The organism is Desertimonas flava, assembly GCF_003426815.1.
GTDB lineage: Bacteria > Actinomycetota > Acidimicrobiia > Acidimicrobiales > Ilumatobacteraceae > Desertimonas > Desertimonas flava.
The window spans coordinates 394,575-421,308 of record NZ_QKYK01000001.1; the positions used below are offsets into that span (position 1 = coordinate 394,575).

A 26,734-nucleotide genomic window follows, 5' to 3' on the forward strand; every position below is an offset into this window, starting at 1 on the left:
GAACGACATCTCCACAGCCGCAATCGGCCCATCCGGGTGGTCCTGACGGGTAGAACACATCGCCACCTCGGCGAGCGCCGGGACCGTCACGCTCCGGATTCGGACCCGGCGACGCCGGTCACACCTCGGATCTCTCGTCGGTGGGTCGCACGAGCCGGACGGCGACGGTGAGGCCGCCACCGCTGGCGTCGGTCAGGGCGAGCCGTCCGTTCGATGCGGCCGTGAGCGCGGCGACGATGGGGAGTCCGAGGCCGGTGCCGCCCGCTGACGTGTCACCCCGCCAGAAGCGCCGGAGGGCGGCGACCTTCTGCCCGTCGTCGAGCCCGGGACCCTGATCGCTGACCGCGAGGTCGACGCCATCGGGCGTTGACGCGACCGTGACGGTGATCGTGCCGCCCGACGCCGACGCGTTGAGTGCATTGTCGATGAGGTTGTCGATGATCTGCTCCACGCCACCGGAGACAGCATGGACGAAGGCCTGTTGGTCGAGGCCGTGTGAGCGGAGGGTCACGCCGCGGGTCTCCGCCACGGCGGTCCATGTGTCGAGACGATCGGCGATGATCCGAGCGGCATCGACGACCTCGGTGGCGGGGCGTTCGTCGGCTCGTGCGAGTCGTAGGAGATCGCTGACGAGCCGTGTCATCCGGTCCACCTCGTCGATCGCTGCGTCGAGCCGGTCGGCCTGGTGAGCCGGCAGGACGGGCTCGAGGTTCTCCAGCCGGAGCCGGAGTGCCGTGAGGGGGCTCCGGAGCTGGTGGGACGCGTCGGCGACGAACGACCGCTGGGCGGCGAGCAGGTCGTCGAGCTGTCGGGCCATCGCTGCCATCGCCGAGGACAGGTCGCGCAACTCTGCTGGTCCGGTCATCACGGTGGCGGCCCCGGTGAGCTCACCCTTCGCATAACGAGCGGCATCAGCTTGCAGACGCTGTATCGGGCGTGTCACGGAGCGGGCGATCGCCCAGCCGACGATCGCGACGACGGCCAGCGTGACTGCGGCGATGCCCGCGAGGCCGAGCCAGTACCGCTGGATCCGCTCGTGCACCTCGCTGTTGTCGATGGTGACGCGCAAGGCGCCGTGCACGTTGCCGCCGGACGCAACCGGCACGGCGACGTAGAGGAGATCGGTGCCGAGGGTGTCCGAGGGGCGCTCCCCGGAGACGACGGTGCCGGCGAGGGCGGCGGCGACCTCCGGGCGGGTCGAGAAGTCCCGGTCGACGGGGCCGCCGGTGTCGAGGACGGAGATGCCGTCACGATCGACCAGCACGATGCGCCCGCCTGTGCGTCGGCCGTACTCGTCGGCGGCGCGCGTGTCCGGTTGGGTCTGACTCTCGAGTGCGTCCTCGTAGATCGAGGCGATGACGGTGGCGTCGTGCTCGAGATCGGTGGAGATGCGTTCGCGCTCCCGCTTCCCGTAGAGGACTCCGAGGGGGAGCTCGAGGAGCAGCAGCACGACGACGGTGACGAGCAGATAGCTGACCAGCAGTCGCTTGGTCATGGTGCCGGCGAGCTGGGATCGACGAGTCGGTAGCCGACAGCGCGCACCGTCTCGATGACGTCGGCGTCGAGCTTCTTGCGGAGCGACGCGATGTGGACGTCCAGGGTCTTGGTCGACCCCCACCAGTGTTCGTCCCAGACGTCGCGCATCAGCTGGCTGCGCGTTCTGACGGCGCCGGGATCGGCAGCCAAATAGGCGAGTACGTCGTACTCCTTGGGAGTCAGCGGCACCAGCTGGCCCCGAAAGGTGACGACTCTCGTGCGATGATCGATCGTGAGGGCGCCGACAACGGAGACGACGGGAGCCTGGGCGCCTGCGGCCGACGACCGTCGCAGCACGGCCCGCACCCGGGCGACGAGCTCGCGAAAGCCGAACGGCTTCACCATGTAGTCGTCGGCTCCGAGCTCGAGCAGCATCACGCGATCGAGCTCGTCGTCGCGAGCGGTCACGACGATGATCGGAACCGGGCCTCGGGCGCGAAGGGCCTGACACACCACCCGGCCCTCGAGGTCGGGAAGGCCGAGGTCCAACAGCACGAGATCCGCAGGTGGAGCGTCGAGGGCTACCTTGCCGTTCGGCGCCAGGTCGACGTCGAAGCCCTCGCGGACCAGGCCTTCGACCAACGGTGAGGAAATCGCCGGATCGTCCTCCACGACGAGAAGCCGCACGATCACAGTCTGGCGCCCGGCCGGTCGATGGACGCGCTCCTTACCAAAGCTTTGCCATCGGCTGACCGGCCGCTCACCGACCCATCCGTACCGTCGTACTCATGAACACCGGTTCTCGATCGGCCAAGGGCCGTTTCCTCACCGCAGGGTCGATCGCTGCGGTCGTCGTCGCCGCGGCGATCGCCGTCGCCGCCAACATCGGCATCCTCGACGCGTCCTCGGACCACGACATCGGTCAGCTGTCGGCAACCGGGGATCTCGCGGCTCCCTCCGCACAACCCGCCAGCACGGTGCTGCCCGCGGTCCTGACGAACGGTGTGACCCAGTCGTTCGATGTCGGCTCGGCGGGCACGGTCACGGTCGTCGCCAGCGCGGACGGGCTTCGTCTCGACAACGTGGTGGTCGCCGACGGCTGGTCGTGGACGTCGACCCAGCCCAGTGGATCCGAGCTCGTCGTGGCGTTGGACGGCGGCGGACAGCACCTCCTGTTCACGGCGCGGCGAAACACCGACGGCTCACTGGCGGCCAACGTGGAGGCGACCAGCGAGAGTGCCGTGGCGTCGCCGGCGGATGGGTTCGACGAGCACGACAGCGACGACGAGGACGACGAGGACGAGCACGAGGACGAGGACCACGAGCACGAGGGTGGCGAGGACGATGACTGAGCCGAACAGCCCGGCCGGGTCGCGTCGCGCTGCGACGAACCGGCCCAGCCGGCTCAGCCGGCCCAGCCGGCCGAGCGGCCGCCGCCGACACGTCGCGGCTCGTGCCAGGGTCGTGGCCGCAAGCGTCGGGTTGACGGGAGTGTTCGGGCTCGTCGGGACGATGGCCCTGCTCGCTCCGCCATCGCAGGCGTCGCCCCCGCGCGGCGACGGGTCGACGCCGACGACGACGCCGACGAAGGCGACGCCGCCCGCTGCCGGCAGCGTCGCTTCGGTCGTCGGCGGTTCGACGGCGCCGACGGTTCATCTGGTACCAGCTTCGACGGCTCCGCCCGTGGCGAGGACTCATGGCAGTCGTTGAGGGGCGCTTCCGCTGCATGGCCAGCGAGGCCCACGTCGTCGTGGTCGGCGGCGACGACGGTCACGTCTCGATGGCGGTCGGCCGACTCTCCGAGCTCGAGCAGCGCTGGAGCAGGTTCGTGCCATCGAGCGACGTCGCTCGGATCAACCTCGCCGGCGGGCAACCGGTCACCGTCCACGCCGACACCCTCACGTTGGTGCACGCGATGGTGTCGGCTTGGGACCTCACTGGTGGCCGATTCGATCCGACCGTCCTTCCGGTTCTCGCTCGTGCCGGCTACCGGAGCAGCATCGACGACCCCCGCCGGCTCACCCCACTGCCTGACGTCGAACTGCGAATCGGCGGTCTGGCCGATGTCGTCGTCGACGAGGCCAGATCGGCAGTCACGATTCCATCAGACAGCGTGATCGACCCCGGCGGTATCGGGAAAGGACTCGCCGCCGACATCGTGGTCGGTGAGCTGCTCGCCGCGGGAGCGACCGGAGTGCTGGTCGCCGTCGGCGGGGACATGGCCTTCGGCGGGCGATCGCCTCGTTCCGACGGCTGGCTCGTCACGATCGAGGACCCCGACGATCCCGACCGCGAGATCGCCCGGATCAGTGTCGACGCCGGCGGCGGGGTCGCCACGTCGAGCACGAGGTCCCGACGCTGGCGCTCGGGATCGACGATGCTGCATCATCTCGTCGACCCGTCGAGCGGGGCCGTCTCGACGACGGGTCTGGCGTCGGTCACGGTGGTCGCGGCGACGGGTTGGCTGGCCGAGATCCACGCCACTGCGGCGATTCTGGCGGGCGTCGGTGGCGTTGCCGACTATCTCGACACTCATCGGCTTTCCGGGGTCGGCGTGACCAGTGCGCGTTCGCTCGTGACGAGCGCCGACCTCGCCGAGCGTCGGTCCGGTCGAGGTGGGTCCGGGAGGCGGTCCGGTCGATGAATGAGCAGGTCTGGTGGTACACGGCGAGGGCGGCCGGCATCGTCGCCTGGTTCATGCTCAGCGCGTCGGTCATCTGGGGCGTCATCCTCTCCACGCGTGCCTTCCCGAGCCGGCGCCGCCCAGCGTGGCTGCTCGACCTCCACCGCTGGCTCGCCGCACTCACCCTCGGGTTCGTCGGACTGCACATCGCCGCGCTGGTCGCCGACAGCTACACCCACTTCGATCTCGCCGACGTGGTCATCCCACTCGCATCGGAGTGGCGGCCTGTCGCCACCGCACTCGGCGTGGTCGCCATGTGGCTGCTCATCGTGGTGCAGGTGACTTCGTTGGCAATGCGCCGCTTGCCGCGCCGCATCTGGCACGCCATCCACCTCGCGAGCTACGTCACGTTCTGGATGGTCAGCCTCCACGCCGCGCTCGCGGGTTCCGACCGTGCGAACCGGCTCTATCAAGCGTGCGCGGTCGCGGCCGTCGTGGCCGTCGCGTGGGCGACGGTCTATCGCCTCAACCACCGAGGCGCCCGCCGCGGCGCATCCCGGGACGGGCGCGCGCCGCGAGACTCACTCGCCGCTGCCGACGGGCATCTGGCGGCGGCACGACGGAGCCGATCCGACGCTCATGTCGACTGCTCGGCGCCGTGAGGGTCGTCGCGGTGTCCGATCCCCGCACGGACGTCGATGATTCCCGGAACATGGCGAACGGCTGTCTCGATGGCGTCGGCATCGGCGGGCGTGTGTGTCCAGCCGGCGAGATAGGCGACGCCGTTGGCCACGCAGGTGAGGGTGACCCCGTGCTCGTCGGGGGTCCGTAGCGGGTCGGTGAGCAGGGCCTGGACGTCGCTGGTGAGGGCGGCATCGGTACGGTGGAAGAGGCGGAGGAGGTCGCGACGGCTGATGATGCCGACGAGTTCCCCGTCACGGTCGACGACGGGGAGCCGCTTGACGCCGAGGGTGAGCATCCTCGCCGCCGCCGTGTGCAACGGCTCGTCCATCGACGAGGTGTGTGCAGGCGACGTCATGATGTCGCCGGCGGTCAGGCCGGCTGCCTTCTGCCACCACCGGTTGCGATGTCCCCGGAGCAGGTCGCCGAGCGCGGTGAGGCGGGGACGTGTGCTGTTGGGGTATGCCTGGTGGGCCACGAGGTCGGCTTCGGTGACGACGCCCACCAGGCGGCCCCCGAGGTCCAGGACGGGGAGGCCGGACACGTCGTACTCCACCATGAGGTCGATCAGCTCCGGAAGGGAGGTGTCGACGGCGGCAGTGATGGGGTCGGGTGTCATGGCATCTCGTACGAGCATTGGTCAACCTCCTGTGTGGGCCAGTCCGGCCGCGTGCTTGCTGTGCGAGCTGTCGGACTTGACGGGCCGGACGACGACGACGGGGCAGGTGGCGTGCTCGACGACCGTGTGGGCCACCGAGCCGAAGAGCAGCGAGCGGAAGCCGCCTCGTCCGCGCGATCCGACGACGACGAGGTCGGCGGTCTCGGCCAATTCGAGGATCGCCTTGGACGGGGAGCTCTGGCGGATCTCGGCCCGGACGGGGCTGCGCCCGCGCTCCTGGCAGCGGCGTACCGCATCGTCCAAGACGAGCGTGGCGTCGACGCGCATGAGGTCGTGCACCGTGGGCGAGCTGAGCTCGTTGCCGTACGGGTAGTCCCAAGCGTGGACCACGATGAGCTCGGCATTTCGCCGGTCCGCCTCGTCGGTCGCCCACATGAGCGCGTCGTTGGCGACGTCGGATCCATCGGTGGCGACGACGATCGTGTCGCGCCGGGGCGGCGGATCGGAGCGAGGCACGATGACGACGGGGCAGGTGCTGGTTCGCGCCACGGCGTGGGCGACCGATCCGAGCAGCCAGGACCCAGCTGCGCCGGCGCCGGTGCTGCCGACCACGAGAAGGGCGCTGCCGGCGGCTGCGGTGACGAGCTCCGTCCGGGGTGATCCGTAGGCCAGGTGCGGTGTGAACGTGACCGACCTGTGGCGCTGCTTTGCGAGGTCGATGGCCACGGCGATGTCGTCGGCTGTCGCCGAACGGACCGTGTGTTCGTCGTACGGGACGGTGGGTGTCCACGGGCCGACCACGATCGGCAGCGTGTAGCAGCCGACGACATCGACGGTTGCGCCGGTGAGCTCGGCCTCGGCGGCCGCCCAGAACACGGCCTGTTGCGACTGGGGTGACCCGTCGTATCCGACGGTGTAGATCTCGGTCATGCTTCGATCATCGGTCGGCGCCCGCGAAACGACCAGGGACCTACGACCCTTCCGGCATCGAGCTCGTGGCGTGACGATGACGACGGTGAGCTCGAATTGGCGGCACGCTGTCCGCCGTGTGGCGGAATGTGTCACGGGTCGGGTCCCCGTCAGCCCCCCTCACCGTTGGTGGTGTCGCCGACGATCTCGATCAGCACAGCGAGCAGATCGCGCATCGACAAGATGCCGACCACTTCGTCGCCGTCGACGATCACGACATGGCGGCAGTGGTCCGTGATCAGTCGCCGCGCCACATCGATCAGGCGCTCGTCAGGCGCGGTCGTCACGACCGGGCGGGACGCGATTCGGTCGACACGGAGCCGGTCCGGGTCGGCGCCATCGCGCAACGCGGCGACGACGTCACGCTCGGAGACGATGCCGATGTTGCGTCGCCCGCCTGTGACCAGCAGCGCGCCGACCTGGCACCCGTCGAGCGCAGCCGCGGCTGCTCGCAACGAGCTGCTGCCGTCGACGACGATCGGCTCGGCCCACTCGAGGCTGCGCACCTGAGCGTCCGGTCGCGGGCTCATGATCGGATCGTGGCCTCTCCGCCCCCGCGGCGACAGAGCCGAAAGTCCTTTGGCCGCGCCGCAACGTGCCTGGGCAGAGGAGGACACGGGTCACAGCCCGACGGCCCGGCCAGCACGAGGAACTCGCCAAGTCTGATGGTGAGGTCGAGGTCGCGGATCGCTTCGACGCCGCCACGGAAGCGCTTCGTGACACCCTCGAGGCGATCGCTCTACGTCGAGCACGCGTGAACGTGGCGCGTGGACGAGGTGCTCCGCTGTGCGGCCCACACGGATCGCCGCGTCGGTCCCGACGCCGGCCGCGATCGTCGGGGTTCAACGAGCGACGAAGCCACCGTCGATGGCGATGGCTTGTCAGGTCACGAAACTCGACTGCCGCGACGCCAGCCACACCACGGCGTCGGCGATCTCGTCGGGTCGTCCGAACCGCCCGACCGGCTCGAGGTCGGTCATGGCCGCCTTGGCCGCCGCGTCGTGGCCGCTGAAGCGGTCCACCATCTCGGTGTCGATCACTCCCGGACAGATCGCGTTCACGCGGATCCCTTCGGTGGCGTACTCCAACGCTGCGGCACGAGTTAGCCCGACGACGCCGTGCTTGGACGCGGTGTAGGCCGGGATCGACGCGAACCCGACCAATCCCGCAACCGATGAGCAGTTGATGATCGACCCTCCGCCGCGTCGGCGCATCGCCGGGATCTCGTGGCGCATGCACGACCAGACGCCCGTGAGGTTCACCGCGATCGTCCGCCGCCAGTTCTCCGGCGTGCACTCGTGTGTCGGGGCCGGATCGCCCTCGATCCCAGCGTTGTTGAAGGCGATGTCGAGTCCGCCGAACTCACCGACGGCCCGCAGTACCGCGTGCTCGACCTGGGCATCGTCGGCGACGTCGACCGCCACGAACAGCGCTCGGCCTCGTTCGTGCTCGATGTCGCCGACGACCGCGATCCCGTGCACCGCGTCGATGTCGGCCACCACCACCGCGGCTCCGGCGCGTGCCAGAGCGAGGGCGGCCGCTCGTCCGATCCCCGCACCCGCTCCGGTCACGAGTGCGGTTGTGCCATCCAATGTGCCCATCTCGGGGACCTCCACACCTCACGCGGCCGCATGGCGGCCCACGTCCATTGAGCACGGCGTGACGTGGGGTCGGGCAAGGGCCGAAGGTCCCCTTCGGCACCGCCCCGGGCAACGGGGCCAGACGATGGCCGAGGAGACGAACCCAGACCGGCCTCGTTGCGGTCGGCCTACTCGACAACGCGCAACGTGGCGGTGAGGTCGGTGCGTTGCAGCCGGCGGGCGTTGGGCAGGGGCGCGAGCGCGACGACGGCGACGCCGATGACGAGCAGGGTCAATGCGTTGCCGGGGGCGAGGTACCTGTCGATGGCGACGTCGGGGATGGTGCGGGGCAGGAGCGAGCCGAAGATCCACGACATCACGACGTAGCCGCCGGCGAATCCGGCGATCGCGCCGAGGACGCCGACGACAGCGCTCTCGACGACGTTCATCGACAGCACGGCACCCGGGCGCACACCGAACGCGAACATCGTCGCGTGCTCGCGAGCTCGTTCGTCGACGCTGATGCTCGCCGAGTTGTAGGCGATCAGGAGGGCGAGGACGAGCGTTGCGGCCTGCACCAGGCGAAGCACGCCGGTGTACTGGGCGAGGGCGTCGTCCCATGCCGCGCCGGCATCGCCGACCGAGGTCGCCGCGGCAACGCCGTTGACGCCGAACAACGCTCGTTGCAGCGCGTCGGGACTCGTTCCGGCTGCGGGAAGAACTTGGGCGGCGTTGGCGATGCCGGTCAGGTTGAACAGTTCGGCCTGGGTGGCGTCGAGGTAGGCGATCGGACGAAGGGGGAGGGCGTGACTCCCGGCGACGCGGACCTCGGTGTCGACCATCTCGTACCCGGCACCGGAGCGGTGCGGGTGGTGCAGGACGATCCGATCGCCGGGTGACAGGTCGAGGTCGTGCATCACCTTGGCCGACAGCAGGACACCCGTCGACAGGCTGGGGGGCTCGCCGTCGACGACGGTCGGGGTCCAAGGAGCCGTCGCCATGTCGAGGATCGTCACGAGGAGGTCGAGCGGTCGGTCGTCCTGCGTCCCCACCTGTGCGGGCACGACGAGTTGGGGGGCGACGGTGCCGACGACGGGGGAGTCGCCGATGGCCGACAGCGTCGGGCCGGTGATCGGCTCGAACGCGTCGAGTTGCACGTCGGTTCGGTCAGGGGCCTGCCGCACGAGTTCGGCGTCGGCACGGTCCACCGTCCGCCCGAAGCTGTCGAGCATGCCGAACACCCCGATGAGCACGGTGAGCGCGGCGCCGATGGCGAGGGCGGTGAGGGCGGTGCGGCGGGGCGCACGGAGGAGGTTTCGCAGCGGGTACTGGTGGAGCGTGCGGCGGGGCCATCGCATCTGCGAACCGAGCCTCGACCACCCGCGGCGGCCCGACGCGGCGTGTCCGATGCGGATCGCGTCGACGGGCTGGGTGCGGGTGGCACGCCAGACGGGGATCACGGTCGCGGTGAATGGCAGGGCGAAGCCGATAGCGCTGGCGGCGAGGAAACGGCCGGGTTGGAACGGGGTGTTCCAGACCGGCAGTGGAACGACGGAGTCGAGCAGCGTTCGCATCGCTTCGGCGAACAGGAGTCCGACGCCGACGCCGGCGACGACGCCGGCGAGCGCGATCTGGGCGCCGACGAGCAGGGGTCGCACGGCGAGCTGACGACGCGGGACGCCGAGTGCCATGCCGATGCCGAACTCGCGGCGCTGCGCGTCGACGATGCGGCTGACCAGGTTGAACGCGGCGAACGAGGCACCGCCGAGGACGAGCGCCGAGATGACGTTCCAGATCTGCTGGTCGGTGTCGATGTCGTCGTAGAGGAGCCGGTAGGCCGGCTCGTCGTCCCTCGTCGTCACGGTCCCGCCGAGCTCGTGGGCGGTGAGCGCGGACTCCAGTTGGGATCGCACGGTGGCGGTGTCGGCTCCGGGCCGCAGCGACACGACGAGGTCGTTGACCTGGCCGGGACGGTCGATGAGTTGTTGGGCTCGCGCGAGGGCGACGAAGACGGTGGCCTGGTTCCCCTGCCCGATCACTGCGCCGGTCTCGGATGCCAGCCAGAAGTACTCGGGTGACAGGGCGCGGCCGCTGTAGTCGAGGGGACGGTTGCCGGCCACGGTGACGGTGCCCGACGACGGCAGGTGCCGAGCGCGGGCGAACTTCAGCTCCAGCAGGCCGGTGTCGGCATCAGGCGGTGCGCTGCCGTCGCGGAGCATGGTCTGGTCGACGAGCGCGCCAGGGTCGGCGCCGACGACGTCGGCGGGGACGAGGACCGGCACGCCGGCCGCGTCGACTTCGAGCTGGGTGGGCCAGACGAGGCGCTCTTCGGCCACGGCGACGTCGGCCGTGTCCGGGATCTGGGCGATCAGGGCCAGGAGCGACCCTTCGTCGGTGACGGTACCGGCGGCGAGACGGACCTCGAGATCGTGCAGCCGCGCGGCTTCGAACGAGGCGTCGTTCGACGCCCGCCTCCAGCTGGCTGTGCTGGTGAGCGCGGCGAAGATGCCCGTGCCGATGGCGAGGATCACGGCGATCGCGACGACCTGTGGCCACCGGTGGCGCAGGTCCCGCCAGCTCCACCGCAGCCGCAGCGCCCACGTTCCCATCGCTCGACGCCCGCTGCTCACCAGCGAAGCTCGGCGATCGGCCTGCGGCCGCCGCTGGGGGGGCCGTCGGCGACGATGCGTCCGCTGGACAGCTCGACGACCCGGTCGGCCGACCGGGCGATCTCGCGGTTGTGGGTCACCACGACGACCGTCTTGCCGGCGTCGGCCTGAGCCTCGAGCAGCTGGAGGATCTGGACACCCGTGCGGAAGTCGAGCTCTCCGGTGGGTTCGTCGGCCAGGATGATCGGGTTCCCAGTCGCCAACGCGCGGGCGATGGCGACCCGCTGTTGCTCGCCGCCGGAGAGCTGGCTGGGGAAGTGGTCACCGCGGTCGGCGAGCCCGACGCGTTCGAGCATCGACTGGGCCACACCCGCCGGATCGGGCCGTCCGGCGACATCGGCGCCGAAGTGAACGTTCTCGGCCGCGGTGAGGGCCGGGAACAGGTTGAAGGTCTGGAAGATGAAGCTCATGCCGCGGCGGCGCAGCGCCGACCGTGCCGCCTTCGACGCTCGGCCGACGTCCGCCCCGTTCACGCGCACAGTGCCCTCGGTCGGCACGTCGAGTGCACCCATCAGGTTGAGCAGCGTCGTCTTGCCCGATCCCGACGGGCCGAGCATCACGACGAATTCCGATTCGCCGATCCGCAGATCCACCTGCTCGACAGCGGTCACCGTCAGGTCGCCGATGCGGTAGCGCTTGGCCACGTCGTGGAGCTCGATCACAGGTGGGCATTCGCTGATGTCGTCGACACGAGCGTGTGGACCGGGAACCGTGTCTGCTGCCACCACCCGGTCCATGGCACCTCCTTCGCTGGTCGGGCGACGGATCGATCGTGCGCGACGGCGGCAGGCGACCGGTAGTGCCGAAGGTCCACTGTCGTGCCGGCAGGCGGAACTCTCCCTGGAAGTTGCGAGGAGAGCCGTTCCGGCGTGGACCACCGCGCCACGCCACCCGCCCGACGCTCTACCTGGCCGGCCCGGGCCGGACGGAGGCCGTCACCTGCGGTGCCAGGGGTGAGCGGAAAGGGCGTGCGAGGCGGAGGCCCGTGCGCTGGTCGCCGTCCCAACCGGAGGGTAAATACCGGACGCTTCGGTGGGGTATTTACCCTCCCGTCCGCACGTGAGGTGTCCCCACGGCGAGAGAGTGCGGCGACAGCCAGGACTGACAGCGGGACGCGCTCCGCGGCGTGACCTCCCGATCGGCGAGCGACACCAAGGTCCGCGGTGATCACCAGGGCGGGCCTGGGAGGACCTTCGACCCTGGCGATCCGAGCGCGAACCGATCAGGATCGCGGGCATGGACGACGCGAGACTCGGCGCCGCCGCGATCAGGGGGAGCTTCGATGCAGACCTGGCTCGTTGAGCTCTCGCCGAGCGAGTGTGCCGACCTGCTGGAGAAAGGACCGATCGGCCGCCTCGGCGTGGTCATCGACGGGCGCCCGGAGATCTTCCCGATCAGCCACGTCTACGATCGCACCACTGGACGGGTCGTGTTTCCCACCAACGACCGCACGAAGCTGCGTGCCGCGCTGACGTGGCCCTACGTCGCGTACGAGGTCGACGGCCTCGAGGACGGCGGCGGCTGGAGTGTCATGGTCGTGGGCAGCGCCGAGCTCGTCGACGACGTCGCCGCCATCGAACGAATCGCACCGGCGAGGACCGTGGCGTGGGCGGCCGGCCCGGCGGTGTCCTGGGTCGCGATCGTGCCCGACAAGGTCACCGGGCGGCGCATCACCGCAGTCGACTGCTGACGGCGGTGTCATGGTGAATGCGACACCCCCTACGACGCCGTGGACGTTCGAGGGGCCGCTGGCAACGCTGTGGTCGATCGACGAGTCCGCCACGTTGGTCGAAGGGCAGACCTTCTGCCTGTCCGGCCGCAACGGCGACCTGAGCGACGCCCACGCCGGTGGGCTGTTCGTCTTCGACACCCGAATCCTGTCGCAGTGGGTGCTCACCGTCGAGGGCGCGACGCTCGAGCCGCTCGGTGTCGACCGCCCCGATCCGTTCCACGCGGTGTTCGTCACCCGGACCCCGCCGCCGGCCGGTCAGGCCGACAGCGGCCTGCTGGTGCTGCGCACGCGGCACGTCGGCAACGGCATGCGCGAGTCGATCGTCGTGCGGAACGTCGGGATGCAGTCGGCGGCGGTTCGCATCTGTCTCGAGGCCGGTACCGACTTCGCCAACCTCTTCGAGGTGAAAGAGGGCCGCGTGAGGTCGCGTCCGGCGTTCCCCGACGGGGACTCCCCGAACCTGCTCTGTCTACGACGCGATGATCCGTCATCGGTGCACGTGACGGCGGTCCGGTTCGACCAGGAGGCGACCGTCGAAGGCCCCCGCATCACGTGGGACGTGCGGGTCGCCCCTCGCTCGGAGTGGCGGGTCTGCATCGAGGTGACGGCCATGGTCAACGGGACCGGCCCGACGCTGCGCTTCCCGTGCGGCCACGTCGACGACGTCACCGGTCCGGTCGCCCGTCTGTCCCGGTGGCGGGCGGCCGCTCCGGTCGTCGACAGCGACTGGCCCCAGCTCGACGCCGCCGTGAGGCGTGGCATCGACGACCTCGGTTCGCTGCGGATCTTCGACGCCTCCCGGCGCCGCCCGGTGATCGCCGCCGGCGCCCCGTGGTTCATGGCCCTGTTCGGCCGCGACTCGTTGCTGACGGCCTGGATGAGCCTGCCGATCGATCGAGAGCTCGCCATCGGTGTCGCCGAGACGTTGGCCGCCTTCCAAGGCCATGCGGTCGACCCGACGACCGAGGAGGAGCCGGGCCGCATCCTCCACGAGGTCCGGCTGACCGAGGCGTCCGACCTGTCGCTCCACCGCGGCAACGCCTACTACGGCAGCGTCGACGCCACCCCGTTGTTCGTCATGCTCGTCGGCGAGCTCGCCCGATGGGGGTGCGACCACGAGACGATCGGTTCGCTGCTCCCACACGTCGATGCCGCGCTCGACTGGATCGATCACTACGGCGATCGCGACTCGGACGGGTACGTCGAGTACCGGCGCGCCACCGACGACGGTCTCGCCAACCAGGGCTGGAAGGACTCGTGGGACGCTGTCCGAACAGCCGACGGCCGCCTCGCGGACCCGCCGATCGCGCTGTGCGAAGTCCAGGGCTATGTGTATGCCGCGTTTCGCGCCCGTGCCGAGCTCGCCGCTCTCGGTGGTGACACCGCCGGGGCCGCTCACTGGACGCGCCGCGCCGACCGGCTCCGGACCCGGTTCAACGAGGACTTCTGGTTGCCCGAACGAGGCTGGTACGCGCTCGGCCTCGACGCCGACCACCGTCCGATCGACGCGCTGACGAGCAACATGGGCCACTGCCTGTGGACCGGCATCGTCGACCCCGGCCACGCCGCCGCTGTGGCCGAGCACCTGCTGTCGCCGGCCATGTTCAGCGGCTGGGGAGTGCGCACGCTGGCGACGACGATGGATGCCTACAACCCCGTTTCCTACCACAACGGCTCGGTCTGGCCCCACGACAGCGCCATCGCCGCTGCCGGGCTGATGCGCTACGGCCACGTCGACAGCGCCCATCGCCTGATCGAGGGCTTGATCGACGCGAGCGCAGCGCATGCGGGGCGTCTCCCCGAGCTGTTCTCCGGCCTCGACCGGTCGGAGGTCGGCATTCCCGTCCGCTATCCGACGTCCTGCAACCCGCAGGCCTGGGCGTCGGCCGCCCCGCTGCTCGTCTTGCGGAGCCTGCTGCGCTTCGACCCCGAGGTGAACCACGGCCGTCTCTGGCTTGCCCCGACCCTCCCGGCGTCGATGGCCGAGCTGCACGCCCGCGGGATCGCCGTCGCAGACCACGAGGTCTCGATCCACGTGACCGGCGAACGTGTCGAGATCGAGGGGAGCACGGGCCTCGAGATCGCCACCCGGCCACGCCCATCGTGAGCGTCACCAGCGCCGACTCGGCCGACGCGCCGCACCGCCCGGCCGACGAGGTGACCGTTGCCGGCATCCTTGTCGACTGGGAGCTCGTGGAACACAGCCGCGACGTGCGATCCGTGGCGGAGATCCGCCACCGGATCGATGCGCTGAGGAATGCGGGGGCGGACGTGGTCGTCGTCGCAACCGCCGGGCCCCCGACCACGTCCGGCGCGGTCACCCTCGAAGCGGGCGTGGACGCACTGGCGGCTCGGGGAATCACCGGCGCCTTGGTGCTCGCCGTCACCCCGACGGCGGCCGACGACCGCCAGCGGCCGGACATCGCCGAGGTGACCCGGGTGCTCGACGGGCAACTCGCCAGGCGGCGAGAGCGACGCGTGCCATGGATCGACGAAGATCCCGAGTGGACCATCGAGCTGCCGGCGGACCCGGCACGAACCCGCGTCGCCGAGTCACTGGGGGCCCTCGCCAATGGCCATGTCGGCACTCGCGCCGCGCGGGAGGAGGACGGTCCCGGCGCCACGCCGCTGTTCGTCGCGAGCGGCGTCTACACCGGCGATGCCGTGCCCGAGCTCGTCCGCGGCCCCGACTGGACAGCCGTGCCGCTCAACGATGTCGGGCCCGATCGACGGATCCTCGACATGCGCACGGGAGTCGTGGTTCGCAGCGCGGCCGCCGGGGTGCGGACCCTGCGATTCGTCTCGATCGCGGCACCGCACGCGCTGGCACTCCGAGCCGAGGCACCTGTCGGCCATCTCGAGCGTCCAGCCAGCCCGGCCGGCGACCCGCTGCGGACGTGGGACGACGAGGCGGAGTCGCCCGGCGGTGGGAGCCTGGCCATCGCGGCCCGTGACCACTGGTCGGACAGTGCTCGGCGGTGCTGCGTGGAGCGGCTGGCCACGTGGATCGCCGATCCGGCGGGCGCCGTCACCGGTCGTGCCGCGGTCCGCCGACTGAGCGAACTCACCGACGTCGGCTTCGACCGGTTGCTGGCCGATCACCGGGCCGCATGGGCTCGTCGATGGGCCAACGCGGGGGTGACGATCGTCGGCGATCCCGACGCACAGCTCGCCGCCCGCTTCGCGGTGTTCCACCTCCTGAGCGCGGCCCCCGACGACGGCGAGGCGGCCGTCGGCCCCCGTGGCCTGACCGGAGCCGCCTACAGCGGCCACGTGTTGTGGGACGCCGACGTGTTCGTGCTTCCGGTGCTGGCGGCGATCCAGCCGACCGGCGCACGAGCCATCGTCGAGTACCGCGTCAACCGTCTCGCCCGCGCCCGAGCCAACGCGGCGGCGAACAACCGAGCCGGCGCACGGTTTCCGTGGGAATCGGCCCGCGACGGCTTCGACGTCACGCCACGGCATGCCACCGACCCGTCGGGCACCGATGTCCTGATCCGCACCGGCGACCTCGAGGAACACATCGTCGCCGACGTGGCCTGGGGCCTTGCCGAGTACGTCAACTGGACCGGCGAAGCGTCGATGCTCAGCGGGCTGGGACGTGATCTCGTCGTCGACACGGCGCGGTACTGGGCGAGCCGAATCGAGCTCGACACATCCGGACGAGGCCACATCCACGGTGTGATCGGCCCGGACGAGTACCACGAAGGTGTCGACGACAACAGCTTCACCAACGTCATGGCGCGCTGGAACCTTCGCCTGGCCGCTGCGGTGATCGATCCAGCGGACCAGGCGCTCGCGGCCGAGGCGGCGCAGTGGCTCGACGTGGCCGACCGCCTCGTCGACGGCTGGGACGAAGCCCGCGGCCTGTACGAGCAGTTCGCCGGCTACTGGGCCCTCGAGCCGCTCCTCGCGGCAAACGTCGCGCCACCACCGTTCCCGGCCGATCTGCTGCTCGGCGCCGCCAGGGTGGCCCGCTCCCAACTGACCAAGCAGCCCGATGTGCTCATGCTGCACCATCTCGTTCCCGACGAGGTGCGTCCCGGGTCCCTCGCCGGCAACCTCGCGTTCTACGAGCCGCGATCGACCCACGGCAGCTCGCTGTCACCCGCCATCCACGCCACGCTGCTCGCCAGGGCCGGTCGACCCGACGAGGCCCTGCAACTGTTCCGGCTGGCCGCCCGGCTCGATCTCGACGACATCACCCGGACGACCGCAAGCGGCCTCCACCTCGCCACGATGGGTGGCGTGTGGCAGGCCCTCGCGTACGGGTTTCTCGGCCTTCGGCCCCACCACGATCGCCTCGACATCGACCCCCGTCTCCCGGCGCCGTGGTCGTCGCTGCGGCTCTCGTTCCGTTTCCACGGCCACGGGGTCGCCGTGGATGCCTCCCGCGATGCGATCGAGATCTCGAGCACCGGGCCGCTGGTCGTCGACATCGCCGGACGATCGCACCCGTGCGCGACGGGCCGAACGATGGTCCCGCTCGACACCGGCCGACCCGGCAACGAGGAGATGGCATGAAGACCGTGCTGGCCGCGATCGACGAGTCGCCGGCGGCGCAACCCGTGCTGGCCACCGCCCTGCGGGTCGCGGATCTCCTGGGAGCCGACGCCGAGGCCGTGCACGTCCGCGAACACGACGGCCGCCAGGCGCTGGCCCTCGCCGAACAGAACGGGGTCATCCTCGAAGTTCTCGATGGCCCCGTCGCGCCGACGCTCCTCACTGCGTTCCACCAGCCTCGAGTGGTCGCTGCCGTGGTCGGCGCCCGGGGCACTTCGGCGGGCCGCCAACCGGCCGGTCACACCGTGCTCGAGCTCGTCGAATCGGTCCGCAAGCCGGTCGTCGTCGTGCCACCCGATGCGCCAGGCACGACCGGTGATCCGATCCGCAGGCTGCTGGCCCCGCTCGAAGGAACCGTCGAATCGGCCGTACCGGTCGCCACCGGTCTCGCCGAGCTGATCGACAGCGAGGTCGAGCTCGTCGTCTTGCACGTCTTCACCGCCACCAGCGTGCCCGGCGCGCTCGACGACCCGGCCCGCGACCTCGCGATCTGGGGTGACGAGTTCATCGCGCGGTTCTGCCCCCGAGCGGATCGCATCCTGTTGCGGACCGGTCCGGTTGGGCTTCGCGTCACCGACGTCTGCCGGGACGATGACATCGACCTCATCGTGCTCAGCTGGTCCCAGAACGTCACACCCGGCCACGCCGAGGTGGTCCGCCATGTCCTCGCGACGTCGGCGGTTCCCGTCCTGCTCCTGCCGGTGGAGTGAGTCCGTCGACGCGGATGAGCTGGATCGCCGCCGGATCGCACCGTCGCGTGCTCAGCCGTCGCCGGCCAGATAGTCGACGAATCCGCCGAACGTGACGATCTGCGGGTAGTCGCGCTCGGGGATGTCTCGACCGCTCCGCTGGCTGATCGCCACCACGAGGTTGAGGAAGTCCATCGAGTCGAGGTCGAGGTCGGTGCGGAAATCGTCGTCGACCGACAGCTGTGCGGCGTCGAGCTCGGGAGCGATGTTGTCGAGAGCCTCCCGTACGAGTTGCTCTGCCTCGTGCCGGTTCATGGCGTTCCTCCCAATTCGTGAAGGTGCCGGTCGATCGCCTGGAGCAGGCGGCTGGCGGCATGGCCGTCGGTCACCCGGTGATCGGCGGTGATCGTGGCTGTGACGACCGGGTGCACCACGGTGGCACCGTCGACGGCGACCGGGCGGTCGGCGATCTGCCCGAAGCCGATCAGCGCCACTTGGGGCGGGTAGATGATCCCCTGGACGACGTCGGCGCTGCGGTCGCCGAGGTCGGTCACCGTGACGGTCGGCTCGCTGAGCTCGGAGGCGCGCAGCCGACCGGCGCGGGCGCCGGCCGTCAGGTTGCGGAGAGCTGCCATCGTCTCGTGGACGTCGAGGAGGTGAGCGTCGTGGATGGCGGGGGCGAGCAGGCCGCCGCCACGCAGGGCGATGGCGACGCCGAGGTGGACCCGTGGGCTGGGACGGAAGGCGCCGTCGGAGTAGAACCCGTTGAATCCGGTCACCTCGGTCAGGGCGACGGCGGTCGCGTGCAGGAGCAGCGCCGCCGGAAGGAGGCGGTCGGTGACGGGCGCTCGCTCGTTCTGTGAGCGGAGCCAGCGCATCGCGTCATCCAGATCGATCGTCGAGCTCAGGTGGTACTGGGGGATCTCGCGGCTCGATCTCGTCATCAGCTCGGCGATCCGACGGCGCATCGAGGCTCGATGGTCCGCGCCGACGGGTCCCGGAACCGCCGCGGCCGGACGGGCGGCGAGCGCAGGGACGTCGCGCGCCACGACAGCGCCACCCGGGCCGGTGCCGCGCACACCGGCGAGCTGGACGCCGAGGTCCCGAGCGAGACGCCGTGCGTACGGCGACGATCGGGTGAATGGGCCAGCGGCTGCACGGTCGGGTGCGGACATCTCGATGTCGTGGCGGGTGACGCGGCCGCCTGGCCCCGAGCCGCGCATCGTGGAGGGGTCGAGGTGCTTGGCGGTGGCCAGCCGTCGCAGGAGCGGTGAACGCACCTGCCCCTGCGCAGCGGGGTGTGCGGGCGGTGGGGCGGTCTCGCTCGTCCGGGTCTCGTGCGGCACTGGTGCGGGCACGGTCGTCCGACGTCCCGCATCGCTGGGTGTGGCCGGTTCGCCGGCGTTCATCGGCTCGGAGTCGGCGATCCTTGCCAGCACGGTGCCGACCGGTACGCACTCACCGACAGCGACGAGAAGTTCGTCGACGACTCCGGCTTGGAAGATCTCGACGTCGATGGCCGACTTGTCGGTGTCGACCACGGCGATCACGTCGCCGCGTTCGACGTGGTCGCCTGGCCGGACCCGCCACTCCAGTACGGTGCCCTCGTCCATATCGGCGCCCAGCGACGGCATCCGGAACTCGCCCACGTCAGCCTCCGAGGCGGTGGACGGCGTCGACGATCCGGGCCGTGTTCGGAAGCGCCGCATCCTCGAGGTGCTTGGCGTACGGCATCGGCACCTCGGCGCTGCAGACGCGAGCCACCGGTGCGTCGAGGTCGTAGAACGCGTCCTCGGCGATCTGCGTGGCGATCTCGCCCGACAGGCCGACGGAGCGCCAACCCTCGTCGACCACGACGACCCGGTGGGTGCGAGCAGCGGCCGCTGCCAACGCCTCGGTGTCGAGCGGCCGCAGCGAGCGCAGGTCGATCACCGCGGCGCTGACCCCGCCGGCGGCCAGCTCGTCGGCCGCGCTCAACGCTTTGGGCAGCGATCCGCCGTACGTCACGATGGTCACGTCGTCACCGTCGCGACGCATCACTGCGCGCCGGATGTCGACGGGGCCGTCGGCGATCGTTCCCCGGGTGTTGTAGAGCGAGCCGTGCTCGAAGATGACGACGGGATCGGGATCGTCGAGCGCCGGCTGCAGCATGAAGCGAGCGTCGGCCACCGTGGCGGGGGCGAGCACCCGAAGCCCGGGGACGTGCGCGTACCAGGCTTCGAAGCTGTGTGAGTGCTGGGCTCCCAGCTGGCGCCCGGCGCCCGTGGTCATGCGGATGACGAGGGGCACCCCGAGCTGGCCGCCCGACATGTGGCGCAACGTGGCCGCGTTGTTGACGATCTGATCGAGAGCGAGGAGGCTGAAGTTGACCGTCATGACCTCGACGATCGGCCGCAGGCCGGCCAGAGCGGCGCCCACGCCGGCGCCGACGAAGCCGGCTTCCGACAAGGGAGTGTCGCGGATGCGTTCCTCACCGAACTCTTCGAGGAGGCCGAGGGTCACGGCGAAGCATCCGCCGTAGCGACCCACGTCCTCGCCCATCAGGAACACGCGAGGATCGGCGTTGAGCGCCTCGCGCATCGCCTCGCGCATCGCCCCCCGGTACGTGGTGGTCGCGGCCTGCTGGGCCACGGCATCCCCGGAGGGGCGGACAGTGTCGGCCTGCGTCATGGCGTCGCCTCCGCAGTGACGAAGCGTGTGAGGTCGGCCACGTCCTCGAAGGTGCCGGCCTCGCCGAAGGCGACTGCGTCGTCGATCTCCGCGGCGATCTCGTCGTCGAGCGAGGTCCGGCCGGCGTCATCGAGCTCGCCCGCACTGCGCAAGGCGGCGTCGAGGGTGGTGATCGGGTCGCGCTCGCGCCAGGCAGCCACCTCGGTCTTGTCGCGGTAGCGCTCGGGGTCGTACATGGAATGGGCCCGGAAGCGGTAGGTCCTCAGCTCGAGGAAGTGCGGGCCGCCACCGGCGCGCACCGACTCGACGGCTCGCCCGGCGGACTCGCGCACCGCGAGTGCATCCATGCCGTCGACGGCCCATGACGTGAGACCGTACGAGGCAGCCCGCAGCGCGAGGTCGGTCTGGGCGTGCGAGCGGGCGAGCGCCGTCCCCATCGCGTAGAGGTTGTTCTCGCAGCAGAAGAGCACAGGGAGGTGCCAGAGCGCGGCGAGGTTGGCCGACTCGTGGAACTCGCCCTCGGCCATCGCTCCGTCTCCGAAGAAGCACGCCGTCACGTTGTCCCGCCCTTGCATGTGGTCGGCGAGCGCCACCCCGACGGCCAGTGGAAGACCTCCACCCACGACGGCGTTGCCGCCGAAGAACCGCCGTGCGGCGTCGAAGAGGTGCATCGATCCACCCCTCCCGCGGCTGCAGCCCTCGACGCGCCCCATCATCTCGGCCATCAACGAGCGCATCGGCACGCCGCGGGCGATCGCGTGCCCGTGCTCGCGGTACGTCGACACGATCGCGTCGGCATCGTCGAGGGCGTCGATCACACCGGCGGCGACAGCCTCCTCACCGATGTACAGGTGCACGAAGCCCCTGATCTGCTCCGCCGAGTAGAGCTCGACGCAGCGCTCCTCGAACTGCCGGATCCGCAGCATCGTCCGCAGCAACCCGAGGCGCTGCGATCGCATCGTGTCCGTGGCACTCGGCATCATCAGACCTCCGGTTCCAGCGTCGACAGGTCGCCCTCGGGGAGGCCCAGCTCACGCGCACGCAGCAGCCTGCGCAGGATCTTGCCGCTCTTGGTCTTGGGGATCGTGGTCGTGATGACGATCTCACGGGGGGCGATCGCCGCTCCGAGCTGACGACGGGCGTGGGCGAGGATCGATCGTGTGGTGCGCTCGCCGCCGGGCGCGCCAGCTCTCAGCACCACGAACGCCTTGACGATCTCGCCGGCGACGGGATCGGGCACGCCAATGACGCCGGCCTCGGCCACGTCGGCGTGCTGGAGCAGGACACTCTCGACCTCGTTGGGGCCGATCAGGTGTCCGGCCGACTTGATGACGTCGTCGCAACGGCCGACGAACCAGACATACCCGTCGGCATCGAGGCGGGCGAGGTCACCGGTCAGGTACCAGCCGTCCGCGAAGCAGCGTGCATAGCGCTCGGGTTCGCCGAGGTAGGCCCGGAACATGGACGGCCAGCCGGCGCGCAGGGCGAGTTGGCCGGTCTCTCCGACGGCCGCGGCGACCGGGTGCCCGTCGTGCTGGCGCGGGACCCCACGATCGTCGGAGTCGAGCACCGCCACCTCGATGCCGGGCAACGGTGTGCCCATCGACCCCGGCCGGACCTCCACGCCGGCTCGATTGGCGATCATGATGCCGCCCGTCTCGGTCTGCCACCACGTGTCGAGGACCGGTACTCGGAACGTCGACGTCGCCCACGCCAGGGTCGCCGGATCGAGGGGCTCGCCGACGCTGGCGATGGTTCGCAGCGCACCGAGATCGTGGCTCGACGCGACGTCTCCTCCGGCCTTGCGAAGCATGCGCAGGGCTGTGGGTGCGGTGTACAGGACGTTCACGTGCTCACGCTCGAGGATCCCGTACCACCGATCGGCGTCGAGATCGGCCTCGTCCACGACGAGGGTCGCGCCGACGGTCAGCGGCGCCAACACGCCGTACGACATGCCGGTGACCCATCCGGGATCCGCGGTGCACCAGAAGACGTCGCCACTCTGGAGCCCGAACACGGTCGTCGCGGTCGAATGGTGGGCGACCACCGCCTCGTGCACGTGCAGCGCGCCCTTCGGTGTCCCCGTGGTCCCGCTCGTGAAGTGGAGCAATGCCGGGTCAGACGGTCGGGTGGCAGCGATCTCGTAGCGGTCGCTCGAGCGGCTCAGCGCCGCGGACAGATCGATGGTCCCGGCCGGGAGCTCCTCGTCGTGCTCGCGGATCACGAGGACACGCTCGAGATGGGTCAGCGACGCCCGGATCGGCGCGACGCGCCGTTCGTACAAGCTGGCGGTGGTGACGAGCACGCGTCCGTGGCCGAGCGCCATTCGTTGGCGGATCGGCTCGGGTCCGAACGCCGGGAACAGCGGACTGACCACGAGGCGAGCCTTCATCGCGCCGAGCACGCAGACGTGCAGCTCCGGGCGCCGCGGCAGCAGCACGAACATGGTGTCCGAGGCACGCGCGCCGAGTGATTCGAGGAGGTTGGCGAAGCGGTTCGTCGCGCGCCGCAGCTCGGCATACGTCAAGGTCGTGCGTCTCCCTTGGCGGTCGATCGCGACGATGGCGGTCGCGTCGGCATCGGCGCGGTGCCGGTCGACCGCTTCATGGGCGATGTTGAGACCACCGCCGTGCGGCAGCCCCTCGAGCTCGGCGCGGGCGTCGGCCCAGAACCTCTCGTCTCGAGGACTCGCGATCACGGTCGGACCGGACATGATCTCAGCGTGGTGACGGCGGCACCGACTCGCCAGGGCCGTTGGGCCCTTCCGGCGGCGCGCTCCGTGGACTCCAGTGCCTCCGGCGCCGCCGGCCGCAGTGGCACCAGCGGACAAAGGTCCCTTCGGGCCGGGGCGCGCAGCATCTGCAGCCGGTGTGAGAGCCCGTCCCCAACGCGCCTCGGACCCTCTGGGGGACCTTCGCCCCTAGTGCAGGGTCGGTGCCGGAGGTCTGATGGGCTCATGCAGCACCGTCACTTGGAGAGTCCGTTGCGACGGCGGTACGACCAAGCCGGTCAGCACGAAGCCCGCGCGCTCGCCCACCACCTCCGAGTCGGGTTGATCGCGCCGCCGTGGGTGCCTGTACCTCCGTCGGTGTACGGCGGCACCGAGGCGGTCATCGACCAGCTGGCCCGCGGCCTGCAGCGCGCCGGTTGCGAGGTGTCGCTGTTCGGCACCGGCGACTCGACGTGCCCGGTGCCGACACGATCGTTGTATCCCGCTGCACTGGGCACCACCGCGCCGGAGTCTGCCGAGATCGCCCACGTCGAGGCCGCCTACCGGGCCCTCGGCGACGTCGACATCGTCCACGATCACACGTTGTCGGGCCCGGTCTGGGCGAGCGATCATGGCATCGAGATCCCGATCGTCACCACCGCCCATGGCGAGTTCACCCCTGAGATCCGCCGCCAGTACGCCGCGGTCGCGGCCGCTGGTGTCCACGTCGTGGCGATCTCACACGCCCAGCGGAGGACCGCGCCCGATGTCGACATCTCGGCGGTCATTCACCACGGGATCGATCCCGCCAGCTTCCCGTTCGGGCGCGGCGACGGCGGGTACGTGATGTTCCTCGGGCGCATGCACCCCGACAAGGGGGCCCACCGGGCGATCGTCGCCGCCCGTCGCGCCGGCAAACGGCTCGTGATCGCGGCGAAGATGTGGGAACCGAACGAGCACCGCTTCTTCGCCGAACGCGTCGCCCCACTGCTCGGCGACGACGCGGTGTACGTCGGTGAGGTCGGCGGTCAACGCAAGCTCGACCTGCTGGCCGGGGCCGAAGCCCTGGTCAATCCGATCCGTTGGCCCGAGCCGTTCGGCCTGGTGATGATCGAAGCGCTCGCCTGTGGCACGCCCGTCCTCACGTTCGCGTCGGGAGCGGCACCGGAGATCGTCAGCCACGGCCACACCGGTTATCTGTGTGCCGACGTGGCCGAGATGACCGTGGCGCTGAATCGCATCGACGGCATCAGCCGGTTCGCGTGCCGCGCTCGGGTCGAGAAGCACTTCTCCACCGATCGGATGGTCGATGATCACCTCCGTCTGTACCACGAGGTCATCGCCATCCGCCGCCGCGGCGGCAAACCAACGCCGGCCTTCGTCGCCGGATGACCGTGGCGCGTGCCGGCACGGCGTCGTCAGGGAGATGCCGCTGCTCCGCGGGTGAGCCGGGACCTTTGCCCCTTCCCGCGTCCGACCCGGGCGAGGACAGTGGAGGAGAGGAGGCGCGATCATGATTGCCCAACCGCATCCGCACGTTGCATCGAGAAGACAGGCAGGTGTGGGACCGCGCCGATGGCTAGCCGCTGGGGTCCTCGCGGGCGCTGGCGTCGTCGCCGGCGGTCTTGCCGTCGCAGCCAGCACCGACACACCGGCCCCGGCGACTCCCGCGACGACGGCCTGCGGTGACCTGGGGGACACGGCTCCGGTCGTCGATGGCTTTCCCGGTCGCCTGTCGACGCTGGTCGGAGCAGACGTTCGCACCGGTGGACACGAGTGCTTCGAGCGAGTCGTCCTCGAGCTCGAGGGCAGCGGTGACCTACCCGGCTATCAGGTGCGGTACGAGGCGGACCCGATCCTCGACTCACCGCGCGGCGAGCCGGTCGAGGTGGCAGGCGACGCGACGCTGGTCCTGTCGGTCGGCGCATGGATGACGTCCCCGGAGGGCGCTGGGTACCAAGGCCCGACGGAGTTCGTCCCGACGAACGTCACCATCATCCGTGAGCTGCAGATGCTCGAGAACTTCGAGGGCATGACAGCTTGGGCGATCGGTCTCGACCGCGAGCGCGACTTCCGGGTCTTCACGCTCGGCGATCCGGTTCGCATCGTCGTCGACATCGCCCGGGACGTGCCCGGGACGCCGCCGGCATCTGTCCCCACGCCGCCCGCGACGGGCGCGCCGGTGCCCACCGTGGGCGGTGAGATCCCACCCACGCGGATGTGGCCGATGCCGTGCTGGTCGGCCACAGCCGATCCGTCGCTGACACCATCGTGTCCGATGGGCCCGATGGGTCCGATGGGTCCGATGGGTCCGGGTCCGATGGGTCCGATGGGTCCGGGTCCGATGGGTCCGATGGGTCCACGGTGAGTGGTGTCCGGCCGATCCCGGCGATGTGGACGGATCCTCAAGGGAGGCACGAGGTTTCCGATGGAGTTGTTCGCTGATCGTAGGCAGGCGGGTCGCCGGCTGGCCCGCCGACTGGAGCCCCTGCGGGGGCAGCCCCTGGTGGTGCTCGGGCTGCCCCGCGGCGGCGTGCCGGTGGCCGCTGAGGTGGCTGACGCACTCGACGCTCCGCTGGACGTGATCGTGGTGCGCAAGCTCGGAGTTCCGTTCCAGCCCGAGTTGGGCATGGGCGCGATCGGCGAGGACGGTGTGCGCGTCGTCGATGGCGTCCTGGTCCGTCAATTCGGCCTGACCGAGCGTGATGTGGCGGCGGTGGAGGAGAAGGAACGGGTCGAGCTCGACCGGCGTGCTCGCCGCTTCCGGGCAGACCGTCCCCGGATCGACCTCGCCGGCCGAGTCGCCGTGGTGGTCGATGACGGCATCGCCACCGGCTCGACCGCCCGCGCCGCCTGTCAGGTGGCTCGGGCCCGAGGCGCCGCGCAGGTGGTCCTGGCCGTCCCCGTCGCCCCACCCGGCTGGATCGAGGCGATGGGCGGGGCGGCCGACGGCTATGTGTGCCTGGCGACGCCGGAGCCGTTCCGCTCCGTGGGCCAGTTCTACGCCGACTTCGCACAGGTCGCCGACGACGAGGCGATCGCCTGCCTGAAGCGCAGCCGCCCTCCGAACGGGGCGAGCGCGGGCGCTCCCTCCGATGCGCTCCTAGTCGATGAAGAGGTCACCGTGGACGTGGACGAGGTTCGGCTCGGCGGCCACCTCACAGTGCCCGAGCACCCGATCGGGATCGTCGTGTTCGCCCACGGCAGCGGGAGCAGTCGACACAGTCCTCGCAACGCCTCCGTCGCCGCCGCCCTCAACCGGGCCGCTCTCGGCACGTTGCTGTTCGATCTGCTCACACCCGCCGAGGAGCAACGTCGCGCCGCCGTGTTCGACGTCGATCTGCTCGCCCGCCGCCTCACTGGAGTCACCGCTTGGCTGCGCGGGCGGCCCGAGTCGATCGCCCTTCCGATCGGCTACTTCGGCGCCAGTACCGGTGCGGCCGCCGCGCTGTGGGCTGCCGCTGACCCGCACGCCGAGATCGCTGCGGTCGTCGCGCGCGGTGGGCGTCCCGACCTGGCTCGGCCTCGCCTGTCGTGCGTGCGTGCGCCCACCCTGCTGGTCGTGGGCGGTCGTGACGACGTGGTGCTGGAGCTCAACCGCCGTGCTCAGGCGGAGCTGCAGTGCGCCAACGAGCTCGTCGTGATCCCCGGGGCGACCCACCTGTTCGAGGAACCGGGCGCGCTGGAGGCCGTCGCCGAGGCCGCACGCAACTGGTTCTGCCTCCACTTCCGGCATCACGATTGACCGGCTCG

Annotated in this window: 23 protein-coding genes; 10 read left to right on the forward strand and 13 right to left on the reverse strand. The window is 70.6% G+C overall.

From position 1 onward, the window contains the following. Positions 1 to 118: 118 nt before the first annotated feature. Entirely contained in the window at positions 119 to 1,495 is a 1,377-nt protein-coding gene (locus DN771_RS01910) for a sensor histidine kinase (RefSeq protein WP_116995616.1), read from the reverse strand. Continuing rightward, positions 1,492 to 2,163 carry a response regulator transcription factor gene (locus DN771_RS01915; RefSeq protein ID WP_116995773.1) on the reverse strand — a complete coding sequence of 224 codons (672 nt, stop codon included), beginning with the start codon at positions 2,161 to 2,163 and terminating at the stop codon, positions 1,492 to 1,494. The genes DN771_RS01910 and DN771_RS01915 overlap by 4 nt, the downstream gene beginning before the upstream one ends. 101 nt (positions 2,164 to 2,264) lie before the next feature. Between DN771_RS01915 and DN771_RS01920 the strand changes: the two genes are divergently transcribed. The 3 genes from DN771_RS01920 (at position 2,265) to DN771_RS01930 (ending at position 4,761) form a co-directional block, all read left to right on the forward strand. Further along, on the forward strand, positions 2,265 to 2,828 hold the full coding sequence (locus tag DN771_RS01920) for an ATP-binding protein (RefSeq protein ID WP_116995617.1): 564 nt from the start codon (positions 2,265 to 2,267) through the stop codon (positions 2,826 to 2,828). Positions 2,829 to 3,172: 344 nt separating this feature from the next. Beyond that, positions 3,173 to 4,120, forward strand: a complete 948-nt coding sequence (locus DN771_RS01925; protein ID WP_116995618.1) for an FAD:protein FMN transferase — start codon at positions 3,173 to 3,175, stop codon at positions 4,118 to 4,120. Continuing rightward, positions 4,117 to 4,761 carry a ferric reductase-like transmembrane domain-containing protein gene (locus tag DN771_RS01930; RefSeq protein ID WP_116995619.1) on the forward strand — a complete coding sequence of 215 codons (645 nt, stop codon included), beginning with the start codon at positions 4,117 to 4,119 and terminating at the stop codon, positions 4,759 to 4,761. Before DN771_RS01925 ends, DN771_RS01930 begins: the two co-directional genes overlap by 4 nt. Here DN771_RS01930 and DN771_RS01935 read toward each other — a convergent pair. The 6 genes from DN771_RS01935 to DN771_RS01960 all read right to left on the reverse strand — a co-directional run bounded on the left by DN771_RS01935 (position 4,737) and on the right by DN771_RS01960 (position 11,354). Next, complete coding sequence (locus tag DN771_RS01935) at positions 4,737 to 5,399, reverse strand: CBS domain-containing protein (RefSeq protein ID WP_162941437.1); 663 nt, start codon at positions 5,397 to 5,399, stop codon at positions 4,737 to 4,739. The genes DN771_RS01930 and DN771_RS01935 overlap by 25 nt on opposite strands. 21 nt (positions 5,400 to 5,420) lie before the next feature. Then, on the reverse strand, positions 5,421 to 6,329 hold the full coding sequence (locus DN771_RS01940; protein WP_116995621.1) for a universal stress protein: 909 nt from the start codon (positions 6,327 to 6,329) through the stop codon (positions 5,421 to 5,423). 149 nt (positions 6,330 to 6,478) lie between these two features. After that, on the reverse strand, positions 6,479 to 6,898 hold the full coding sequence (locus tag DN771_RS01945; RefSeq protein ID WP_116995622.1) for a CBS domain-containing protein: 420 nt from the start codon (positions 6,896 to 6,898) through the stop codon (positions 6,479 to 6,481). Between the two features lie 351 nt (positions 6,899 to 7,249). Beyond that, entirely contained in the window at positions 7,250 to 7,969 is a 720-nt protein-coding gene (locus DN771_RS01950; RefSeq protein ID WP_116995774.1) for a glucose 1-dehydrogenase, read from the reverse strand. Positions 7,970 to 8,136: 167 nt separating this feature from the next. Continuing rightward, a complete protein-coding gene (locus DN771_RS01955; RefSeq protein WP_116995623.1) occupies positions 8,137 to 10,578 on the reverse strand; it encodes an ABC transporter permease in 2,442 nt (813 codons plus the stop codon). Next, positions 10,575 to 11,354: an ABC transporter ATP-binding protein gene (locus tag DN771_RS01960; RefSeq protein WP_116995624.1), complete on the reverse strand. Its 780-nt coding sequence runs from the start codon at positions 11,352 to 11,354 to the stop codon at positions 10,575 to 10,577. The genes DN771_RS01955 and DN771_RS01960 overlap by 4 nt, the downstream gene beginning before the upstream one ends. Before the next feature lie 545 nt (positions 11,355 to 11,899). On the opposite strand from DN771_RS01960, the gene DN771_RS01965 reads away from it, so the two are divergent. Genes DN771_RS01965 through DN771_RS01980 form a run of 4 tightly spaced genes read left to right on the forward strand, consistent with a single transcriptional unit; the run spans position 11,900 to position 17,622 of the window. Then, a complete protein-coding gene (locus DN771_RS01965; protein ID WP_116995625.1) occupies positions 11,900 to 12,307 on the forward strand; it encodes a pyridoxamine 5'-phosphate oxidase family protein in 408 nt (135 codons plus the stop codon). Between the two features lie 10 nt (positions 12,308 to 12,317). Next, a complete protein-coding gene (locus DN771_RS01970; RefSeq protein ID WP_116995626.1) occupies positions 12,318 to 14,456 on the forward strand; it encodes an amylo-alpha-1,6-glucosidase in 2,139 nt (712 codons plus the stop codon). Next, positions 14,453 to 16,873: a glycoside hydrolase family 65 protein gene (locus tag DN771_RS01975; protein WP_205528365.1), complete on the forward strand. Its 2,421-nt coding sequence runs from the start codon at positions 14,453 to 14,455 to the stop codon at positions 16,871 to 16,873. The genes DN771_RS01970 and DN771_RS01975 overlap by 4 nt, the downstream gene beginning before the upstream one ends. Then, positions 16,870 to 17,622, forward strand: coding sequence for a universal stress protein (locus DN771_RS01980; protein ID WP_116995627.1), 753 nt, complete (start codon positions 16,870 to 16,872; stop codon positions 17,620 to 17,622). Before DN771_RS01975 ends, DN771_RS01980 begins: the two co-directional genes overlap by 4 nt. A gap of 51 nt (positions 17,623 to 17,673) precedes the next feature. On the opposite strand, the gene DN771_RS01985 is transcribed toward DN771_RS01980, so the two are convergent. The 5 genes from DN771_RS01985 to acsA are packed head-to-tail and all read right to left on the reverse strand — an operon-like array spanning position 17,674 to position 22,984. Further along, positions 17,674 to 17,916: an acyl carrier protein gene (locus DN771_RS01985; RefSeq protein ID WP_116995628.1), complete on the reverse strand. Its 243-nt coding sequence runs from the start codon at positions 17,914 to 17,916 to the stop codon at positions 17,674 to 17,676. Beyond that, positions 17,913 to 19,250, reverse strand: coding sequence for a dihydrolipoamide acetyltransferase family protein (locus DN771_RS01990; protein WP_116995777.1), 1,338 nt, complete (start codon positions 19,248 to 19,250; stop codon positions 17,913 to 17,915). The genes DN771_RS01985 and DN771_RS01990 overlap by 4 nt, the downstream gene beginning before the upstream one ends. A 1-nt stretch (position 19,251) precedes the next feature. Further along, positions 19,252 to 20,271: an alpha-ketoacid dehydrogenase subunit beta gene (locus DN771_RS01995; RefSeq protein WP_116995629.1), complete on the reverse strand. Its 1,020-nt coding sequence runs from the start codon at positions 20,269 to 20,271 to the stop codon at positions 19,252 to 19,254. Beyond that, the gene (gene pdhA, locus DN771_RS02000; protein WP_205528366.1) at positions 20,268 to 21,251 is read right to left on the reverse strand and encodes a pyruvate dehydrogenase (acetyl-transferring) E1 component subunit alpha; all 984 of its coding nucleotides are present in this window, start codon (positions 21,249 to 21,251) and stop codon (positions 20,268 to 20,270) included. The genes DN771_RS01995 and pdhA overlap by 4 nt, the downstream gene beginning before the upstream one ends. A 2-nt stretch (positions 21,252 to 21,253) precedes the next feature. Further along, positions 21,254 to 22,984: an acetate--CoA ligase gene (acsA, locus tag DN771_RS02005; protein ID WP_116995630.1), complete on the reverse strand. Its 1,731-nt coding sequence runs from the start codon at positions 22,982 to 22,984 to the stop codon at positions 21,254 to 21,256. A gap of 243 nt (positions 22,985 to 23,227) precedes the next feature. Here acsA and DN771_RS02010 point away from each other — a divergent pair, with 243 nt between their 5' ends. The 3 genes from DN771_RS02010 to DN771_RS02025 all read left to right on the forward strand — a co-directional run bounded on the left by DN771_RS02010 (position 23,228) and on the right by DN771_RS02025 (position 26,726). Beyond that, positions 23,228 to 24,373, forward strand: coding sequence for a glycosyltransferase family 4 protein (locus DN771_RS02010; protein ID WP_116995631.1), 1,146 nt, complete (start codon positions 23,228 to 23,230; stop codon positions 24,371 to 24,373). Positions 24,374 to 24,542: 169 nt separating this feature from the next. Continuing rightward, on the forward strand, positions 24,543 to 25,349 hold the full coding sequence (locus tag DN771_RS29140; protein ID WP_162941369.1) for an AMIN-like domain-containing (lipo)protein: 807 nt from the start codon (positions 24,543 to 24,545) through the stop codon (positions 25,347 to 25,349). A gap of 60 nt (positions 25,350 to 25,409) precedes the next feature. Next, positions 25,410 to 26,726, forward strand: coding sequence for a phosphoribosyltransferase family protein (locus tag DN771_RS02025; RefSeq protein ID WP_116995633.1), 1,317 nt, complete (start codon positions 25,410 to 25,412; stop codon positions 26,724 to 26,726). The last annotated feature ends 8 nt before the right edge of the window (positions 26,727 to 26,734 follow it).